We start from the raw sequence: 17,705 nt of genomic DNA, 5'->3' as shown, positions 1-17,705 counted from the left end.
GCGCGCCCACTGGACGTTCGTCAGTTCGTACCGTTTGGCCATCCGTCGCGCTCCGAATCAGAACCCTCGGAACACAATGAATCAACGCCAAACCGCGTTGAGAATCCTGAATGTAGATTGGACCTAGTTCCCCGCGCCGGAAATCCGGACGAAGGCGAGGACTTCGGCCTGGATTTTCGGCCATGCTTGTGCTGCGATCCAGCCTCACGCGGAGCGGGCCATGTCTTCTAAAATCAGAACCACTTTCCTGCCGTCAGGCGAAGCCGTTCCGGTGCTGGGTCAAGGCACGTGGAAGATGGGTGAGGACGGCCGGCGCCGCGCCGACGAGGCCGCGGCGCTAAGGCTTGGGCTGGATCTCGGCATCACGCTTATCGATACGGCGGAAATGTATGCCGGCGGCGGCGCCGAGGAGGTGGTGGCGGAAGCCATCGCCGGGCGCCGCGACGAGACTTTTCTGGTTTCCAAGGTGCTGCCGTCCAACGCCTCGCGCGCCGGCGTCAAGCGGGCCTGCGAGAACAGTCTGAAACGGCTCGCCACCGACCGCATCGACCTCTATCTGCTGCACTGGCCGGGCAGCGTGCCGCTGTCGGAAACGATCGAAGCCTTCGAGGCCTTGAAGGCGGCCGGCAAGATCCGCCATTGGGGCGTCAGCAATTTCGATACCGACGAGATGGAGGAACTGGTCGGCCTACCCTCCGGCGCCAACGTCCAGACCAACCAAGTCCTCTACAACCTCTCTCGGCGCGGTCCGGAATTCGACCTCGCGCCCTGGAGCCTTGAGCGCGGCATCCCGCTGATGGCCTATTCGCCGGTCGAGCAGGGCGCGCTGGCGCGCAACGCCAGGCTCGATGCCGTTGCCGCCCGCCACAACGCCACGGCGGCGCAGGTCGCGCTCGCCTGGGTAATGGCGCAAAAAGGCGTCGTTGCCATCCCGAAGGCCAGCCGGCAGGAGCATGTCCGCCAAAATGCTGCGGCGCTCGACATCGTCCTAACAGCGGAAGACCTTGCCGAACTTGACCGCGCCTTCCCGCCGCCGACGCGCAAGCGCGGGCTGGAGATGATCTAGGCGCGCTCGCAATGACGCTGGAAAGCCTTATTTCGCCGCCAGCCCCTTCAGCCTGTAGAGCGCCTCCAGCGCCTCCCTTGGCGTCATCTCGTCCGGATTGATCGCGCCCAGTGCTTCGCCCAGGACATCGTTCTTCGCCGGCTTCGGCGCTTCGCGCTTCACCGCCACCGAAAACAGCGGCAGATCGTCGACCAGCCGGTTGGTCTTGCCGGAAACTTCGCCTTCCTCGAGCTGGTGCAGCACTTCCTTGGCGCGCGCCACCACCGCTTCCGGCAGTCCGGCGAGCCGAGCTACCTGCACGCCGTACGAACGGTCGGCGGCACCCTTGCCGACCTCGTGCAGGAAGACGACGTCGCCTTCCCATTCCTTGACCCGCATGGTGACGTTGGAGAGCCGCGAAAGCTTGCCGGCCAGCGCCGTCATCTCGTGGAGATGTGTGGCGAAGATCGCACGACAACGGTTCTTCTCATGCAGATATTCGACCGCCGCCCAGGCGATCGACAGACCGTCGAAGGTCGCGGTGCCGCGGCCGATCTCGTCAAGGATGACCAGTGCCCGCTCCCCGGCCTGGTTTAGGATCGCCGCGGTCTCGACCATCTCGACCATGAAGGTCGAGCGGCCGCGAGCGAGATCGTCCGAGGCGCCGACGCGCGAGAACAGCCGGTCGACGACACCGATATGGGTGCTTTCGGCCGGCACGAAGGAGCCGGTCTGGGCAAGGATGGCGATCAGCGCGTTCTGCCTCAGGAAGGTCGACTTGCCGCCCATGTTCGGGCCGGTGAGCAGCCAGATGGCGCCGGCCTTTGCCCCGTTTTCAGGCGAGAGGTCGCAGTCATTGGCGACGAACGGACCTTCGCCTGATCGCCTGAGCGCCTGTTCGACCACCGGGTGGCGGCCGCCGGCAATCTCGAAGGCGAGGCTGGAATCCACGACCGGCCGGCACCAGCCCTCGCTTTCGGACAGCAGCGCCAAGGCCGACGATACGTCGAGGACTGCAAGTGCCTCGGCCCCGGCGCGGATGCTGTCGGCCTCGCTCACCACTTCCGCCGTCAGCCGGTCGAAGGTGGCAAGCTCGATGCTCAGCGCCTTATCGGCGGCATTGGCGATCTTCGATTCCAGCTCCGCCAGTTCCGTCGTGGTGAAGCGCATGGCGTTGGCCATGGTCTGGCGATGGATGAAGCGCGCCTTCGCAGCGTCGCTGCCGGTCATGATCGAATGATGGTTGGCCGTCACCTCGATATAGTAGCCGAGCACATTGTTGTGCCGGATCTTCAGCGAGCGGATGCCGGTCTCTTCGATCAATGAGCGCTCCAGCCCGGCGATCACCTTTCGCGACTCATCGCGCAACGCCCGCATCTCGTCGAGTTCGGCATTGTAGCCTGATCGCACGAAGCCGCCGTCGCGCCTGATGAGCGGCAATTCGTCGTCGAGCGCCTCGCCGAGATGGCGGGCGAGCGCCTTGGGCAAGCCATGGATCGCCGCGAGCGCCGCGGCGAGTTCGGCGGGGAGCGCCGTCGTCGCAAACAGTGCGGCGATCGCGCCCGCGGCCTCGAAGCCGGCGCTGAGCGCGCCAAGGTCGCGCGGGCCGCCGCGGTGGAGCGCCAGCCTGGAGAGCGCCCTCGGCATGTCGGCGACACTTTTCAGGCTCGTTCGCAATCCCTGGCAAAGCCGCGCTTCGGCGCGAAAGAACGACACCGAATCCAGCCTAGCGGAAATCAATGCCGGGTCGGTCAGCGGCGCCATCAGCCGGTCGGCGAGCAGTCTCGCCCCGCCCCCGGTCACGGTCCGGTCGATCGCCTTGAACAGCGAGCCCTCGCGGCTGCCGGATAGCGTGCGCAGGAGTTCCAGATTGGCGCGCGTCGCCGGGTCGATGAAAAGCGTCGAGCCGTTCTCCTCGCGCTCCGGCCGCGACAGCGGCGGCCGTTCGGCCTTCTGCGTCTTCTCGACATAGGCGATGGCGCCCGAGATCGCCGACAGCTCGGCACGCGAAAAAGTGCCGAAACTGTCCGGGGTCGCCACCTCGAAGAAACGGGCGATGCGGCCCGTGGCCGACGCCGAATCGAACAGCGATGGCGGCTGCGGGTTGGCGACCCGGCCGAGCACGTCGAAGACCGGCCGCAGCTCCGCGTCATGGAACACCGGCTCGGCGACGATCAGCTCGCGCGGATCGACGCGGAAAATGTCGGCAAGCAGCCGTTCGGCCGAGGTTTCAGCCACCCGAAACGCGCCCGTCGAGATGTCGATCCAGGCAAGCGCGAAACTGCCTTGGCTGGCTGCATTGCCGCCCTTCACTCGCCCCAGCGCCATCAGGAAGCTCGACTCCGAGGGTGCAAGCAGCTTGTCCTCAGTGATGGTGCCCGGCGTGACCAGCCGCACCACGTCGCGGCGCACCACCGATTTCGAGCCACGCTTCTTGGCTTCCGCCGGGTCCTCGATCTGCTCGCACACAGCAACGCGGAAGCCTTGCGCGATCAGCTTCTGCAGATAGTCGTCCGCCGCATGCACCGGCACGCCGCACATCGGGATGTCGTGGCCCTGGTGCTTGCCGCGCCGGGTGAGCACGATGCCGAGCGCCTGGCTCGCCTTTTCGGCGTCGTCGAAGAACAGCTCGTAGAAATCGCCCATGCGGTAGAACAGAAGCGAATCCGGGTTCGCCGCCTTGATCTCGATATACTGCTCCATCATCGGTGTGACGCCGCCCATGGTGGGCGCCGGCGTCGTCGTTTCCTGGGCGTCGGTATCGGTCGGCATGTGCATGTTCATGCCCGAACGCTAGCAGATGTGGCAGGGCGGTTTAATGCCGGAGGCTCGAAAAGCAGGGGAAAGCGCGAGCCATGCTGCCAGCTCGCCGTCAATCGGTCCGCCGCATTGCCGGCCTTCTGCGTTGAAGCAGCTTCGCCCGGCTTGTCGGTTTACAGTCGCCGCGTGTAGCCTTAATCGGTGGGAACCATAAGCAAGCAGCCGTCCCAAGCGGTGCCGCACAGGCGAGGAAATCAAAAGCATCATGGCCAGGAAAACCGAAAGCAGCGGGCCCTCCGTCAGCGCGCAGGAGGCGCTCGAATTCCACGCCATGGGTCGGCCGGGCAAGCTGGAGATCGTCGCCACCAAGCCGATGGCGACGCAACGCGATCTGAGCCTCGCCTATTCGCCGGGCGTCGCCGTTCCTGTGCGCGCAATCGCGGAGGATCCAAGCCGCGCCTTCGACTATACGACGCGCGGCAACATGGTCGCCGTCATCTCCAATGGCACCGCAATCCTCGGTCTTGGCAATCTCGGCGCCCTGGCTTCGAAGCCGGTCATGGAAGGCAAGTCGGTGCTGTTCAAGCGCTTCGCCGATGTCGATTCGATCGACCTCGAGGTGGCCACCGAGGACGCCGACGAATTCATCAACTGCGTGCGCTTCCTCGGACCTTCCTTCGGCGGCATCAATCTCGAGGACATCAAGGCGCCGGAATGCTTCATCATCGAGCAGCGGCTCCGCGAGCTGATGGACATCCCCGTCTTCCACGACGACCAGCACGGCACCGCCATCATCTCGGCTGCCGGGCTGATCAACGCGCTGGAGATCACCGGCCGAGACATGAAGACCACGAAAATGGTCTGCAACGGCGCGGGCGCAGCGGGCATCGCCTGTATCGAATTGATGAAGGCGATGGGTTTTTCGCCGGAAAATATCATCCTGTGCGATACCAAGGGCGTGGTCTTCCAGGGCCGCACCGAAGGCATGAACCAGTGGAAGTCGGCGCATGCGGTCAAGACCGAGGCGCGCTCCCTCGCCGAGGCGCTGGACGGCTGCGACGTCTTTCTCGGGCTCTCCGCCAAGGGCGCGCTGACCCCCGCCATGGTGCAGTCGATGGCCAAGAACCCGATCATCTTCGCGATGGCCAATCCGGATCCGGAGATCACGCCCGAGGAAGTGGGCGAGATCCGCACCGACGCCATCATGGCCACCGGCCGCTCGGATTACCCGAACCAGGTCAACAATGTGCTGGGCTTTCCCTACATCTTCCGCGGCGCGCTGGATGTCAGGGCCACCACCATCAATGACGAGATGAAAATCGCCGCCGCACGCGCCCTCGCCGAGCTGGCGCGCCAGGACGTGCCCGACGACGTCGCCGCCGCCTATCAGGGCAACCGGCCGAAATTCGGCCCCAACTACATCATCCCGGTGCCCTTCGATCCGCGCCTGATCTCGGCGATCCCGCTTGCCGTGGCCAGGGCCGCGATGGAGTCCGGCGTCGCCCGTAAGCCGATCCTCGATCTCGACCGCTACGCGCATGAGCTCTCCGCCCGCCGCGATCCGATCGCCTCGACCTTGCAGCGCATCTACGACCGCGTCCGCCGCCAGCCCAAGCGCATCGTCTTCGCCGAAGGCGAGGAGGAGCAGGTGATGCGCGCCGCCGTCTCCTATGTGAACCAGAGGCTGGGCACGGCGATCCTGCTCGGCCGCGACGACGTCATCAAGGAGAATGCCCGCAACGCCGGCATCGAGCTCAACAAGCAAGGCCTCGAGATCATCAATGCCAGGCTGTCGCGCCGCAATGGGATCTACACCGACTATCTCTACGAACGCATGCAGCGCAAGGGCTACCTGTTCCGCGACTGTCAGCGCCTGATCAACAACGACCGCAACCATTTCGCCGCCTGCATGGTGGCGCTGGGCGACGCCGACGGCATCGTCACCGGCGTGACCCGCAACTATTCCACCGCGCTCGACGACGTGCGCCGCGTCATCGACGCCAAGCCAGGCCACCGCGTGATCGGCGTTTCGATCGTGCTGGCAAGGGGTCGCACCGTGCTGGTTGCCGACACTGCCGTGCACGACATGCCGAATGCCGAGCAGATCGCCGACATCGCCGAGGAGGCGGCCGGCTTTGCCCGCCGCATGGGCTACGAGCCGAGGATTGCCATGCTCGCCTACTCCACCTTCGGTCATCCGCAGGGCGAGCGCTCCGAGCGGGTGCAGGAGGCGGTGCGCATCCTCGACAAGCGCCGCGTCGACTTCGAATATGACGGCGAGATGGCCGCCGACGTGGCGCTGAACCCGCGCGCCATGGCGCAGTACCCGTTCATCAGGCTGACCGGTTCGGCCAATGTGCTGGTCATGCCCGCCTTCCACTCGGCCTCGATCTCGACCAAGATGCTGCAGGAACTCGGCGGCTCGACCGTCATCGGCCCGCTGCTGGTCGGTCTGAACAAGCCGGTGCAGATCGTCTCGCTCAACGCCAAGGACTCAGACATCGTCAACATGGCGGCGATCGCGGCCTATACGGCGGGGAATTGACGGGCGGCCGCCGCGCCCCGCCCTTTGCCGAACTCAAAAGCAAAAAGGCCCGTGGCGATGCCGCGGGCCTTTCTGTTTGGGTCGCAGCTTTCGATCAGAAATTGCGCTGGAAGCGGACGATGCCGCCGACGCTGTCCTTCTTGTCGGCCTTGGTCCAGTTGCCGAACGGAGTGCCGTCGTAGAAGTGGCCGAAGTGGTTCCAGTCGACTTCGGTCGTGATCGTGTAGCCCGGCACGATGGTGTAGGCGACGTTCGCCGCCAAAGCGTAGTTCTTGTCGTCGTCGGCCGAAGCCTGGAGATTGAACGCCGTCTTGTCGTTGAACTTGTAGGTGCCGCCGCCCCAGACGGCCCAATTGCCGCCCCACGGCTTGTAGAAGCCGCGACCCTGGCATCGATGGCGTTGCCGGCATTGTCATTGAGGTTGTCGTCGGTGCCGTAGCCGCCCATGACGAACAAAGTCAGTTCCTTGCTGACATTGACGTCCAAGCGCGAACCTTGCCGGCGACTTCCTCGTAATTGCTGTCATAGGCGACGACGCCGGTGATCGCACCCCAGTCGCCCTTGTACTTCAAGCCGCCGACGACGTGAGGAACGTAGCTGTCGATCGTGCCGGTCACGCCGGAGCCCTCTTCGAGCGAGATGACGCCCGAGAAGCCGCCGTCCACATCGAAGTAGTAGCTGACGACGTTGGTGTCCTTGACGCCGTACGGAATGATCGTGTCCTGGATGACATTGCCCGCGTAACCGATGAACTGGTCATAAGGCGTTTCGTCCTTACCGACGCGCAGGCCGCCGAGCTGGATCCAGGCGAAATGCAGGTCGGGCGCCTTGTTGGCAGCGGGGTTGGTGTCAACCTCACCGTTGGAGGTGACCAGGTTCTTGTCACCGAAGTTGAAGCGCGTTTCGGTGTAGGTCTTCAACGTGCCGAGCTCTCGCGCAGCATTTCGATGGGGACGCGGCCATCCAGTTCGGGGCAGGGATGAGCGAGCCAGAACCAGGCCAATCTCGGATTGGTGATGGCCGCCAACACCTCGCTTATGCCGGGGGCCGGCCTGCCGTCGATGAACTGGGCGAGCGGGAAGACATGCTTGCGGCCGCCTTTGCGCAGCGCGACGACCTCAGCGCGCCTTTGCCAGCGGTGCAGCGTCGAGCGAGGTATACGGAACTTCTCTTCCAGATAGGTCGACCCGGCGACCTCGCCGGCCCAGTCTTCGATCAGCATCGACTGCAGCTCGGAGACCCGCTCGGCAAAGGGCCGCGGGATGGGCTTGCCGGCCCCGATCTTCGGATTTTCGTCCCTGCTGCCTGCGTCGCGCGGCTCGGCGCGCGCGATCTTCTCCGCCATCGCGCGGAAGAATTCGGAGGCGAGCCCGGTCCAGCTGCCCTTGAAGGAGGTGATGGCAAGCCGCTGCGCCTGCGGCAGGAACGGAAGGGCGGCGGCAACACCGCCGGCCATCGCGGTGGCGCAGATCAGCGCCTCCGCGTCCTTTAGGACGCCATGCTGCATCAAAGCCTGTCGCACAGCCTCGGCCACAAGTCCGGCCAAGGCGTCTTGCGAAGTTCCTTCAGGCGGATTCTGAAATCTGGTCATGCATCTGTCTTGCGGGGCCGCGCTTCTCCCAAACTGGGCCGTCGTTGAACGGCTACAGCGGAAAGCGGCTATCGCAATGGTGACGGACGCAGCGACCGTGAAGGTTGCTGTCTTGCATTTTTGACACCCCAACTGCTGCGGGCGCCCGAAATGTCAGTCGCGGAACGCCCAATGTGCCTCTAGGAGCGATCTATGACAGCGGCGCGACAGCCGGGTTCATTTGGCGCCCGACCGGGATGACGCGGCGGAACTAAAGCAGGCCCGCCTGTTCCGCTTCGCGGCGCAGATTCTGGCGCGGTCGCGGGCCGATCTGCTGGATCACCAGCCCGGCCGCCAGTGAGCCGAGGTCGCCGCAGTCCTGGAGGCTGCGTCCGGTCGTGTATCCATAGAGGAAACCGGCGGCATAAAGGTCGCCCGCGCCGGTCGTGTCGACCAGTTCCTTGATCGTGGTCGCATGAATAGTGACGGTCTCGTCGCCGCGCACGATCACCGAGCCCTTTTCCGAGCGAGTAACGGCGGCGATCTTGCAATCTTTGCGTATCGCCGCCAGCGCGTCCTCGAAGGAAGCGGTCTGGTAGAGCGACTTGATCTCGTGGCTGTTGGCGAAGACGATGTCGACCGTGCCGGAGCGCATCAGATCGAGGAACTCGTCGCGGTAGCGGTCGACGCAGAAAGAATCCGACAGCGTCATCGACACTTCGCGCCCCGCCGCATGCGCCAGCCTCGCGGTCTGCCGGATCGCTTCCTTGGCGCGCGGCGGATCCCACAGATAACCCTCGAAATAGGTGACCTTGGCGCCGGCCGCCTTGTCGGCCTCGACGTCCTCCGGCCCCAGCTCGACGCAGGCGCCGAGATAGGTGTTCATCGAGCGCTCGCCGTCCGGCGTGACGAAGATCATCGAGCGAGCCGTCGGCGGCTCGCCTTGCAGTGGCCTGGTGTCGAAGGCCACGCCCTGGGCGCGGATATCATGGCTGTAGATGTCGCCGAGCGCATCGTTCGACACCTTGCCGAAAAAGGCGGCGCGGCCGCCGAAGCTCGCCACGCCCGCCGCCGTGTTGCCGGCGCTACCGCCTGAAGCTTCGATCGCCGGTCCCATGCGGCTGTAGAGGAGCTCGGCGCGCCTGATGTCGATGAGGTTCATCGCGCCCTTGATGATGCCGTTGGTTTCCAGAAAGGCCTCGTCGCATTGCGCGATGATGTCGACAATGGCATTGCCGATGCAAAGCACGTCATATTCCGGCATCAATGTCTCCGCCAACGACTGTCCGGCTTTGTGCCACGCCGGCCGCGCGCGGGTCTAGCGGCTCGCAGCCGCTTTGCCTACCCCGAAAATCGGCACCGGTTTCCGCTTCGCCGACTTCCGGCCGGTTGCTGCGGCAGCCGTCGCGCCGAACTGGACCATATCGTTAGAGGCGACGGCGGCTATGGTTGGAGCGTCATCGAAACATCTAAGCCGCGGTGTGAGCTAGAACGGACCGTCGAAACAGGCTGAAGGCGCGAAATCCCATGTCCGATAAGACCGAGATGACGACCGAGCTGGCGCTGCTTGGCCTGCTGGCGGTGTTGTGGGGTGCCTCCTACACCTTCATCAAGATCGGCGTCGAGACGATCCCGCCGGTGACCTTCATCGCCGGGCGCACGCTGATCGCCGGCGGCATTCTGCTTGGCCTCATCCGCTGGCGCGGCCTTGTCATGCCGCGGGAGGTGGTCATGTGGCGCCGCTTCATGTTCCAGGCCTGCCTCAACAGCGTCATCCCGTTCACGCTGATCGCCGCCGCCGAACGTTCGATCGACGCCGGCCTTGTCACGATCCTCAACGCGACGTCGCCGATCTTCACCTTTCTGCTGACGGCGCTGATCACCCGCCACGAGCCGGTGACATTGCGCAAGCTGGTCGGCGTCGGCGCCGGCATCGCCGGCATTTGCCTGATCGTCGGCACCGAGGCGCTTGGCGGCATCGGCCATCAGCTCTGGGCGCAGCTTGCGGTCGTCGCAGCCACCGTCTGCTATGCCGGTGCCGCCATCTTTGGCCGAAACTTCAGAGGTCTGGATCCTATGGTGCCGGCCGCCGGCTCGATGGTCTGCGGCGCCGCGATCCTGATCCCCTTGAGCCTCGTCTTCGACCGGCCCTGGACGTTGACGCCGTCGACGGAATCGATCCTGGCGCTCTTCGGGCTTTCGGTCTTCTCCACCGCGCTCGCCTTTTCGATCTTCTTCCGGCTTGTCCACACGCTGGGCTCGGTCGGCACCACTTCGCAGGCCTATCTGCGCGTGCCGATCGGCGTCGGCATCGGCGCCGTCTTTCTGGGCGAAAGCCTCGGGCCGAGCGCCTGGTTCGGCATGGGCTTCGTCGTCGTTGGCGTCGCGGCGATGACCATTCCGGCCAGACAGGCCAAGCTTGCGCAATAATGCATGTCGCCCAAAAGTGCATGGCGGTTTTGGGAGGACGACATGCATCGAGACAAACCTAAGGCGCGTCGACGCGACGCGCTTAGTTGCGCCGCTTAGCAAGCCCGCCTATCTCGGGATCGTCGCTCCTCTGTAAGGGCTTGGACCTGCCGTGATCCTCGATGCCGCCCGCGCCGCCGCCAGCCGGCTGTTCTCACCTGAATTCCGCTCCGTCTTCCTGAAGACGCTGGGCCTGACGCTGCTCGCCTTGGTGGCGCTATGGTTCGGCATCGAGAGCCTGCTCGAATGGCTGGCATGGCCGTGGCTGCAGACATTTGTGCCCGGCCTGCCGTCCTGGGCAGGATGGCTGAGCGGCATCATCGCCGGCATCCTGTTGGCAATGGGCATGGCGCTGCTCGTGGCACCCGTGACGGCAATCGTCGCCGGGTTGTTCCTCGACGATATCGCCGAGGTGGTCGAGCGCACCGACTATCCCGGCGATCCGCCCGGCCGCGCCGTGCCGGTGCTGCAGTCGCTGGCGCTGGCGATAAAATTCTTTGGCGTCGTGATCCTCGGCAACATCGTCGCCCTGCTGCTGCTCCTCGTGCCGGGCATCAACCTCGCCGCCTTCTTCATCGTCAACGGCTATCTGCTGGGCCGCGAATTCTTCGAGTTCGCCGCCATGCGCTTCCGCCCCGAGGCCGAAGCCAAGGCGCTGCGCCGGAAGTATGCGGGCACGGTATTCCTGGCCGGACTGCTGATCGCGGTCTTCCTTGCCGTGCCGCTGCTCAACCTTTTGACGCCGCTCTTTGCCGCCGCCATGATGGTGCATCTGCACAAGGCGGTTTCGGCGCGGGACCCGGTCCAGCGCAATCTCAGGAAAAGCGCGTAGCGGTTTTTCGTCCGGAAATGCGCAACAAGGGGATAGAGCGGTTCGGTGTTTCCGTGAAACGCTGAACGCTCTAATCCTGCTCCGTACCGCCCCCGCGGAACAGCGCCTGCAGCTTGCCGAACGGCATCGCCGAACGGGTGAAGCCGAAGGTGCCGTCCTGCTGGATTTCCCGCGCAGCGGTTTCCAGCATGCCAAAGGCGAAATTCGTCAGCCATGGCCCGAGCGAGACGCGTTTTACGCCGGCCGCAGCAAGGTCGGCCACGGTGAAGCCGGGTCGCGCCATGACATTGACCGGCTTGCTGACCGCGGAGCAGACCGTCCGCACCGCGTCGATGTCGCTCAGGCCCGGCGCATAAAGCACGTCGGCGCCGGCTTTCTCGAAAGCCTGCAGACGCTTGATCGTGTCGTCGAGATCGGTCTTGCCCCAAAGGAAATTCTCGGCCCGCGCGGTGAACACGAAATCGTGCTTCAGGGCGCGCGCCGCCTCGGCGGCCGCGGCGACGCGTTCGACAGCATGCGAGAACTCGTAGATTGGATACTCTAGATCGCCCGTATGGTCCTCGATCGAGCAGCCGGCAAGGCCCGCGGCTTCCGCCGCGAAGATGGTTTCTGCGGCCTGCTCGGCGCTGTCGCCCTTGCCGCGCTCGAGATCGGCCGAAACCGGCAGGTCGGTTGCCGCCGTCACTTCGCGGCAATGGTGGATCATGGCCTCGAACGTCACCGCGCCGTCGGGCAGGCCGCGCGAGAAGGCGAAGCCGGCGCTGGTCGTGGCCAGCGCCTTGAAGCCGAAGGAAGCCAGAAGCTTGGTCGTGCCGACATCCCAGGGATTGGGCATGACGAAGGTCGAGGCGTGCAGATCGCGAAAAATCTTGCCCTTGTCCATGGCGGGTCCTCAATCATGGGTCGTGGGGGGAATTTATCGCGGTCGCCCCGCTCGGGCAAACGAATGCGCTCGGCTCAGAAGCGTTTCTCGTTCTCTGCTGACAACCGTTTGAGGGCTTCTGAACCCGCCACGTAGCGCGACGCTTTCTTATCCCAATGATAGATGACTGAAATGTCTTTCGAGGACGCCTCGGGCGCCGCATCGTCGCAGCTTTCGCCGCTTGGGATCGTGGCATCGGTCACCGTCACCTTGATCGCTGCATGCGGCCGGCCGTCGGCAATAACCTTAAAAGCGATGTCCTGCTTGCGGCTGTAGGTGCATAGCCTTTCATCGAACGTGTAGATCATGTCGATCAGTTCGAACTTGTCGTTGCGCACCATGATCAGCGGCGTGATCACATAGCCCTGGCTGGAATTGAAATGCGTGCTCATGGTGATGAGGATATCGTCACCGGCGCCGACCGACAGTTTGTTCGGTTCGCGAAAATAGGTGCTGCGATCGACGGCGACATTGACCGCGTCGAGCAGCGCCGCCTTGCCGCCGGTCAGATCGTAGAGCGCCAGCACCGCATAGCCCTCGGCGCTGTCGGGAGAGTCGCCGAGATCGAACAGCATGGTCAGCCGGTCCTTGCCGCCGGCCTTGATGGCAAGCACCGCAGCATTGGGCAGGCTTGACGTTTCAGGCGGCGAGCCACCGCTGTCCGGACCGGCGACGTGGCGCATTTCGATCGGCAAGCCGCCGTGGTAGAAGCCGTCGGCGTTCAACGCCAGATCGGGGATGACCATCCTGGCGAGGTCGAGATAGGTGACGTCCTTGTGGCCCGGGATGGCGCTGGCAAAGTCCGGAAAGCTGACATTCTCCGCGCTCGCCGGGCCCCAAAGCCATGACAGAAGCACAAGAGCGAGGGCGAGGCGAAGCAGGGTGAATTTCATGGGGTGGGAGCCGCCGGCTGTTTGACGGCTGCACGCTAGTACGGAAGATTTCGCCGAACAGCCCGGAGCAATTCCAGGAAGAATTTGAAACAGTTTTCCGTCCGGAATTGCGTAAAAACAAGTAGCTGGAGCGGGTCGGCAATTCGACGAAAGCGGAACCGCTCCAATGTCCGATCAAAGGATCGGCACCAGTCCTGCGAGGTCGCGCATGTCGTCGAACAGGACGCCGCCGGCTTCCGCCAGCCCGTCGCGATCCGAGAATGGATCGGCGTGATAGGAAAACACGCGCATGCCGGCGGCAATGCCGGCCTGGGTGCCGGCGACGCTGTCCTCGATGACGATGCAGTCGGCCGGCGCGAAGCCCATCGTCTTTGCCGCATGCAGGAAAAGGTCCGGGAACGGCTTGCCGCGCCCGACCATGGTCGAGGAAAACATAGCGTGCTCGAACAGCGGCAACAAGCCGGTCTGCCCGAGCGTGATATGCATCTTCGAAACCCGCGCCGACGAGGCGACGCAATAGGCAATACCGGCGGCGCGCACCTTTTCGATGAAATCGCGCACGTGAGGGATCGCCTCGACGCCATGCGCGAATAGATCCGGCAGGCCGGCGTTCCAGCGTTCGACGAAGTCGGCGCCGAGCCGGGCCTCGGTCGCCTCTTCGATCTCTTTCTGCACCGAGGCCATGCTGCGGCCCGAGAAGGTCTTGCGGCAATATTCGAATGTGGTTTGAAAGCCCGCTTCACAAAGCCAGTCGGCGAGGCGCCGATTGGCAAGGTTCTCGGTGTCGACCAGAACCCCGTCGCAATCGAAGATGACCAGTTTTGGGACGTGCATCTAGGCGGTGCCGGTCGATCCGAAACCGCCGGCGCCGCGCGCCGTGCCGCCGGCGAGCGCCCGTTCTTCGCTGGCCACCTGCGTGACTGCCGCAAACACGATCTGCGCGATCCGCATGCCGCGCGTCACCGCGAAGTCCTCATCGCCAAGATTGACGAGCAGCACTTTCACCTCGCCGCGGTAATCGCTGTCGATGGTGCCGGGCGTGTTGAGCACGGTCAGCCCATGTTTGAAGGCGAGGCCGGAGCGCGGCCGCACCTGGCCTTCCATGCCTTCCGGGATTTCCACGATCAGCCCGGTCGGCACCAGCGCGCGTTTTCCGGGCAAGATAAGCAGCGGCCGGTCTTCCGGCACCGCGGCTCGCAGGTCCATCCCGGCCGCGCCCGCGCTTTCATAGGTCGGCAGCGGCAAGCCATCGCCATGCGGAAGCCTGACGAAACCGACGGTGGGGCCGATGACGGAGGAAGGATAGACAGCCGTGCGCATGAGCCCATTCCTATCGGCGCGGCTGCCGATTCGGTCAACCCGGCCGCGACGCTATCAACGCCTTTCTTTCAATGCGGTTCCGCGTCAGCGCAACTCCACCGGAACGACGGTCGTCTCCTTGATCTCCTCCATGACGAAGGAAGCGGAGACGTCCGACAGCGGCACCTTGGCGATCAGCCGCTGATAGAGCCTGTCATAGGCTTTCACGTCGGCGACGCGGGCTCTCAGCACATAGTCGAGGTCGCCCGCATGCGGTAGACGCCGGTGATCTCCGCAAAGCCCGTCACCGCCGCCCGGAACTTTTGCAGCCAGCCCGGGTCGTGGTTCGACGTGCGGATCAGGATGAACACCGAAAGCCCGAGTCCAAGCTTGTCGGCATCGACCAGCGCCACGCGCCCGGTAATGACGCCCTCCTCCTCCAGCCGCTTCACGCGCCGCCAGCAGGCGTTGCGGGACAAGGCCACGCGCTCCGACAACTGGTCGACGGAAAGCGTGCCGTCGCGCTGCAGTTCGGCCAGCAATCTCCGATCAGTTTCGTCGATATCATATGCCATTCTTGGGATAAATTCCCAAAATAGGGCTAGACACAAGGACAATTTGGGATCGTTGAACCTTCAACTCGTGGCAGGATACTCAATATCGGGGCTCATCCCGGCAGGAGGGATCACCATGACGACGCGGTTTTCGGCGCTCTTTACGTCTCATCCGGCCAAGGTTGGCGAAACCTATTTCGGCCACATGGCCTTCGCCGCCTGGTTCTGCTCCCGCCTGTCGATGGCCGCGGGCGCCGCCCTCGTTCACGCTTTCTTGCCATTTCTGTTCGAGACTACCGCCAGCCGAATCGTCCGTGAGCTCTATGAGCGCACGAACAACAGAGGCTCACACGCGGTGAAGGAGCCTCAGGCTCTGATGGATCGCGCCTGATAAATGGTGGAATGCGATGTGCCGGTGGGCGGCTTATCTCGGTGAAGCGGTCTTCCTCGAAGACATCGTCACCGCGCCCTGCCACTCGCTGATTGCCCAGAGCCACTGCGCCCAGGAGGCCAAGTCGCCGACCAATGGCGACGGTTTTGGCCTCGCCTGGTATGGCGACCGTCCCGAGCCCGGCCTTTACCGCGACATCCTGCCGGCCTGGTCGGACCCCAATCTGAAAAGCCTCTGCCGGCAGATCAAATCAGGCCTGTTCCTCGCTCATGTGCGCGCCTCCACCGGCGGCGCCACCAGCCGCATGAACTGCCATCCCTTCGTCTCCAGCCGCTGGTCGTTCATGCATAACGGCCAGATCGGGGGCTTCGAGAAGATCCGCCGCGCGCTTGAGAATTCGCTGTCGGATGCTGTCTTCGACCAGCGCGAAGGGACGACTGATTCCGAACTGTTCTTCCTGCTGATGCTCGACGAAGGCCTGTCCGCCGACCCGCAAGGCGCGGTAGCCCGCGCCACCAGCCGCGTTCTCGAGGCTTCGCGCCACGCCGGTCTCGAACCCTCCCTGAAGCTGACAGCGGCATTTTCCGATGGCGAGGCGCTCTACGCCGTGCGCTACGCCACCGACGGCCAGGCGCCAACGCTATATACCGGCGCATTCGCGAGCCGCGCCGGCCGCTGCATCGTCTCCGAACCGTTCGACCGCGACGGCGGAGAATGGCAGGCGATCCCGCCGTCGAGCTTTGTCACCATGACAAGGGACGGCACAAACATCCGGCCGTTCGCGCCGACCGTTGCTAAGTTCGCGTTGGCCGTCTAGCTCCAAACGTAGCCAAGGTCGCGGGACAGCGCCGCCATGACAACAGCTCGGCGCAATTTCGATCAAGCACCGCTGTCCTAACGATGCTGAATTCGGCTTGAAGCCGCGGTCTCATCCGCCATGTTCAAGGCGCAGCGCGGCAAGCAGCCGGAGTGCAGCACAATGGACATCGGATTTTCCTCGACTACCGAACTCGCGGCAGCAATTGCCCGGCGGAGAATCTCGGCCGTGGAGGCGCTCGATGCGCGTCTGGCGCAGATCGACCGACATAACGAAGCACTGAACGCCGTCATCCTCCTCGACCGGGAAGGTGCGCTTCAGCGTGCCCGAGAAGCCGATGTGGCACTGGCCCGCAGCGCCGCGCTCGGCCCGCTGCACGGCGTGCCGTTCACGCTGAAGGATGCGCACGAGACCGCTGGCATGAAGACGACGGTCGGTTTCCCGCCATTTGCCGACTACGTTCCCAAGCAGGACAGCCCTGTGGTTGCCAGGCTAAAGAGAGCCGGCGGCGTGCTGGTCGGCAAAACCAATGTCGCCACCATGCTGGGCGACTGGCAGTCTGACAATCCGCTGTTCGGCCGCACCGGCAACCCTTGGGATCCGTCGCGCACAGCGGGCGGCTCCAGCGGCGGCGCTGCGGCTGCGGTCGCGACGGGCATGATGCCCTTCGAGGTCGGCACCGACATGCAGAATTCCATCCGCTTGCCCGCCGCCTTTTGCGGCGTCTACGGCCTGAAGCCGACCGAGCATCGCGTCTCGCTGGCCGGCGCTTTTCCCGATCCGGGCGGCATTCCGCGCAGCGTCCGCTTGATGTCCTGTGTTGGGCCGATTGCTCGCAATCTGGAGGACCTGGCGCTGATTTACCGGATCATTGCCGGTCCGGACGGCGGCGATACCGATCTGGCGCCGGTGCCGGTTGATGCGATACCGACGCTCGAGCTGAAATCGCTGCGCATCGCCTTCGCCGGCACCTTCCGCAGCTTTCCGGTGGCCGCCGAGATCGGCGCCGCGGTCGAGAGATTGGCTGCTAGGCTGGCTTCCGCCGGCGCGCACGTCGAGGAAGCCAAACTGCCGAAGCTCGACCTGCATGATGATCTCACCGAGGGCGGCAAGTTGATCGGCATGATGCTGGAGGCAGCGCAACCGGAACCGCCGGAACAGCCTGCGCCGGTGTCGCGCTGGTTCGCGGCGCTCGCTCGCCGCGACCGGTCGATTCTTGCTTGGGAGCGGTTCTTCGAAAGCTGTGATGCCTTGCTTTGCCCGGTCGCCATGACAACGGCCTTTCCGCACTGCAAGCCAGGCAGCGCGCTGAAGGTCGACGGCAAGGACGAGAGCTATTGGATGCTGCCGGCCTATGGCGCGGTCTTCAATTATTCCGGCCATCCGGCGCTGGCGATACCAGGCGGGCAGGACAGCAACGGGTTGCCCATCGGCCTGCAACTGGTCGGCAAGCGCTGGTCGGAGGCGAGACTGCTCGGCGTCGCTGCGGCGATCGCGCCGCTGACCGACGGGTTTCGCCGGCCGCCGGGCTACTGAGCGAAGCGCGACAGCGCATAAGGCGCGAGCAATGGATCGCGCTCGCCATCGAGGATTTCGCGGGCCGCAAAC

At 64.5% G+C, this 17,705-nt stretch carries 14 protein-coding genes and 2 pseudogenes; 7 read left to right on the top strand and 9 right to left on the bottom strand.

Annotated elements, in window-relative coordinates; genetic code table 11:
- Nucleotides 1-220 precede the first annotated feature (220 nt).
- Nucleotides 221-1,066 carry an aldo/keto reductase gene (locus tag EOA75_RS13240; protein ID WP_095799244.1) on the top strand — a complete coding sequence of 282 codons (846 nt, stop codon included), beginning with the start codon at nucleotides 221-223 and terminating at the stop codon, nucleotides 1,064-1,066.
- Between the two features lie 27 nt (nucleotides 1,067-1,093).
- Here the strand turns inward: EOA75_RS13240 and mutS are convergent, their stop codons facing one another.
- Entirely contained in the window at nucleotides 1,094-3,817 is a 2,724-nt protein-coding gene (gene mutS, locus EOA75_RS13235) for a DNA mismatch repair protein MutS (protein WP_245466621.1), read from the bottom strand.
- A gap of 253 nt (nucleotides 3,818-4,070) precedes the next feature.
- Here mutS and EOA75_RS13230 point away from each other — a divergent pair, with 253 nt between their 5' ends.
- Entirely contained in the window at nucleotides 4,071-6,350 is a 2,280-nt protein-coding gene (locus EOA75_RS13230; RefSeq protein WP_067324316.1) for an NADP-dependent malic enzyme, read from the top strand.
- Nucleotides 6,351-6,444: 94 nt separating this feature from the next.
- Here the strand turns inward: EOA75_RS13230 and EOA75_RS13225 are convergent.
- The 3 genes and pseudogenes from EOA75_RS13225 to EOA75_RS13215 form a co-directional block, all read right to left on the bottom strand.
- Nucleotides 6,445-7,282 (bottom strand): annotated as a pseudogene (locus EOA75_RS13225) (porin); the annotation flags it as partial.
- Nucleotides 7,267-7,941: a hypothetical protein gene (locus EOA75_RS13220; protein ID WP_095799246.1), complete on the bottom strand. Its 675-nt coding sequence runs from the start codon at nucleotides 7,939-7,941 to the stop codon at nucleotides 7,267-7,269. The gene EOA75_RS13220 and the pseudogene EOA75_RS13225, both read right to left, overlap by 16 nt.
- Before the next feature lie 250 nt (nucleotides 7,942-8,191).
- A complete protein-coding gene (locus EOA75_RS13215) occupies nucleotides 8,192-9,184 on the bottom strand; it encodes an adenosine kinase (protein ID WP_127324401.1) in 993 nt (330 codons plus the stop codon).
- A 263-nt stretch (nucleotides 9,185-9,447) separates the two neighbouring features.
- Here EOA75_RS13215 and EOA75_RS13210 point away from each other — a divergent pair, with 263 nt between their 5' ends.
- Both EOA75_RS13210 and EOA75_RS13205 read left to right on the top strand, forming a co-directional pair.
- On the top strand, nucleotides 9,448-10,350 hold the full coding sequence (locus EOA75_RS13210) for an EamA family transporter (RefSeq protein WP_127324400.1): 903 nt from the start codon (nucleotides 9,448-9,450) through the stop codon (nucleotides 10,348-10,350).
- Between the two features lie 151 nt (nucleotides 10,351-10,501).
- Nucleotides 10,502-11,221, top strand: coding sequence for a sulfate transporter family protein (locus EOA75_RS13205; protein ID WP_127324399.1), 720 nt, complete (start codon nucleotides 10,502-10,504; stop codon nucleotides 11,219-11,221).
- A 70-nt stretch (nucleotides 11,222-11,291) separates the two neighbouring features.
- Here the strand turns inward: EOA75_RS13205 and EOA75_RS13200 are convergent, their stop codons facing one another.
- The 5 genes and pseudogenes from EOA75_RS13200 to EOA75_RS13180 form a co-directional block, all read right to left on the bottom strand.
- A complete protein-coding gene (locus tag EOA75_RS13200; RefSeq protein ID WP_127215001.1) occupies nucleotides 11,292-12,104 on the bottom strand; it encodes an oxaloacetate decarboxylase in 813 nt (270 codons plus the stop codon).
- Between the two features lie 74 nt (nucleotides 12,105-12,178).
- Nucleotides 12,179-13,036 carry a hypothetical protein gene (locus EOA75_RS13195; protein ID WP_127324398.1) on the bottom strand — a complete coding sequence of 286 codons (858 nt, stop codon included), beginning with the start codon at nucleotides 13,034-13,036 and terminating at the stop codon, nucleotides 12,179-12,181.
- Between the two features lie 174 nt (nucleotides 13,037-13,210).
- On the bottom strand, nucleotides 13,211-13,870 hold the full coding sequence (locus tag EOA75_RS13190; protein ID WP_067324330.1) for an HAD family phosphatase: 660 nt from the start codon (nucleotides 13,868-13,870) through the stop codon (nucleotides 13,211-13,213).
- Entirely contained in the window at nucleotides 13,871-14,356 is a 486-nt protein-coding gene (gene dut / locus EOA75_RS13185) for a dUTP diphosphatase (RefSeq protein ID WP_095799252.1), read from the bottom strand.
- Between the two features lie 84 nt (nucleotides 14,357-14,440).
- Nucleotides 14,441-14,910 (bottom strand): annotated as a pseudogene (locus EOA75_RS13180) (Lrp/AsnC family transcriptional regulator).
- Between the two features lie 115 nt (nucleotides 14,911-15,025).
- Between EOA75_RS13180 and EOA75_RS13175 the strand changes: the two are divergent.
- The 3 genes from EOA75_RS13175 to EOA75_RS13165 all read left to right on the top strand — a co-directional run bounded on the left by EOA75_RS13175 (nucleotide 15,026) and on the right by EOA75_RS13165 (nucleotide 17,633).
- Nucleotides 15,026-15,280: a DUF6356 family protein gene (locus tag EOA75_RS13175; protein ID WP_067003741.1), complete on the top strand. Its 255-nt coding sequence runs from the start codon at nucleotides 15,026-15,028 to the stop codon at nucleotides 15,278-15,280.
- A gap of 16 nt (nucleotides 15,281-15,296) precedes the next feature.
- A complete protein-coding gene (locus tag EOA75_RS13170; protein WP_067003564.1) occupies nucleotides 15,297-16,097 on the top strand; it encodes a class II glutamine amidotransferase in 801 nt (266 codons plus the stop codon).
- Between the two features lie 162 nt (nucleotides 16,098-16,259).
- Nucleotides 16,260-17,633 carry an amidase gene (locus tag EOA75_RS13165; protein WP_127324397.1) on the top strand — a complete coding sequence of 458 codons (1,374 nt, stop codon included), beginning with the start codon at nucleotides 16,260-16,262 and terminating at the stop codon, nucleotides 17,631-17,633.
- Nucleotides 17,634-17,705: the final 72 nt, after the last annotated feature.

This window comes from Mesorhizobium sp. M1A.F.Ca.IN.022.07.1.1, from assembly GCF_003997575.1.
Lineage (GTDB): Bacteria > Pseudomonadota > Alphaproteobacteria > Rhizobiales > Rhizobiaceae > Mesorhizobium.
This window is presented reverse-complemented; position numbering and strand designations above follow the sequence as displayed.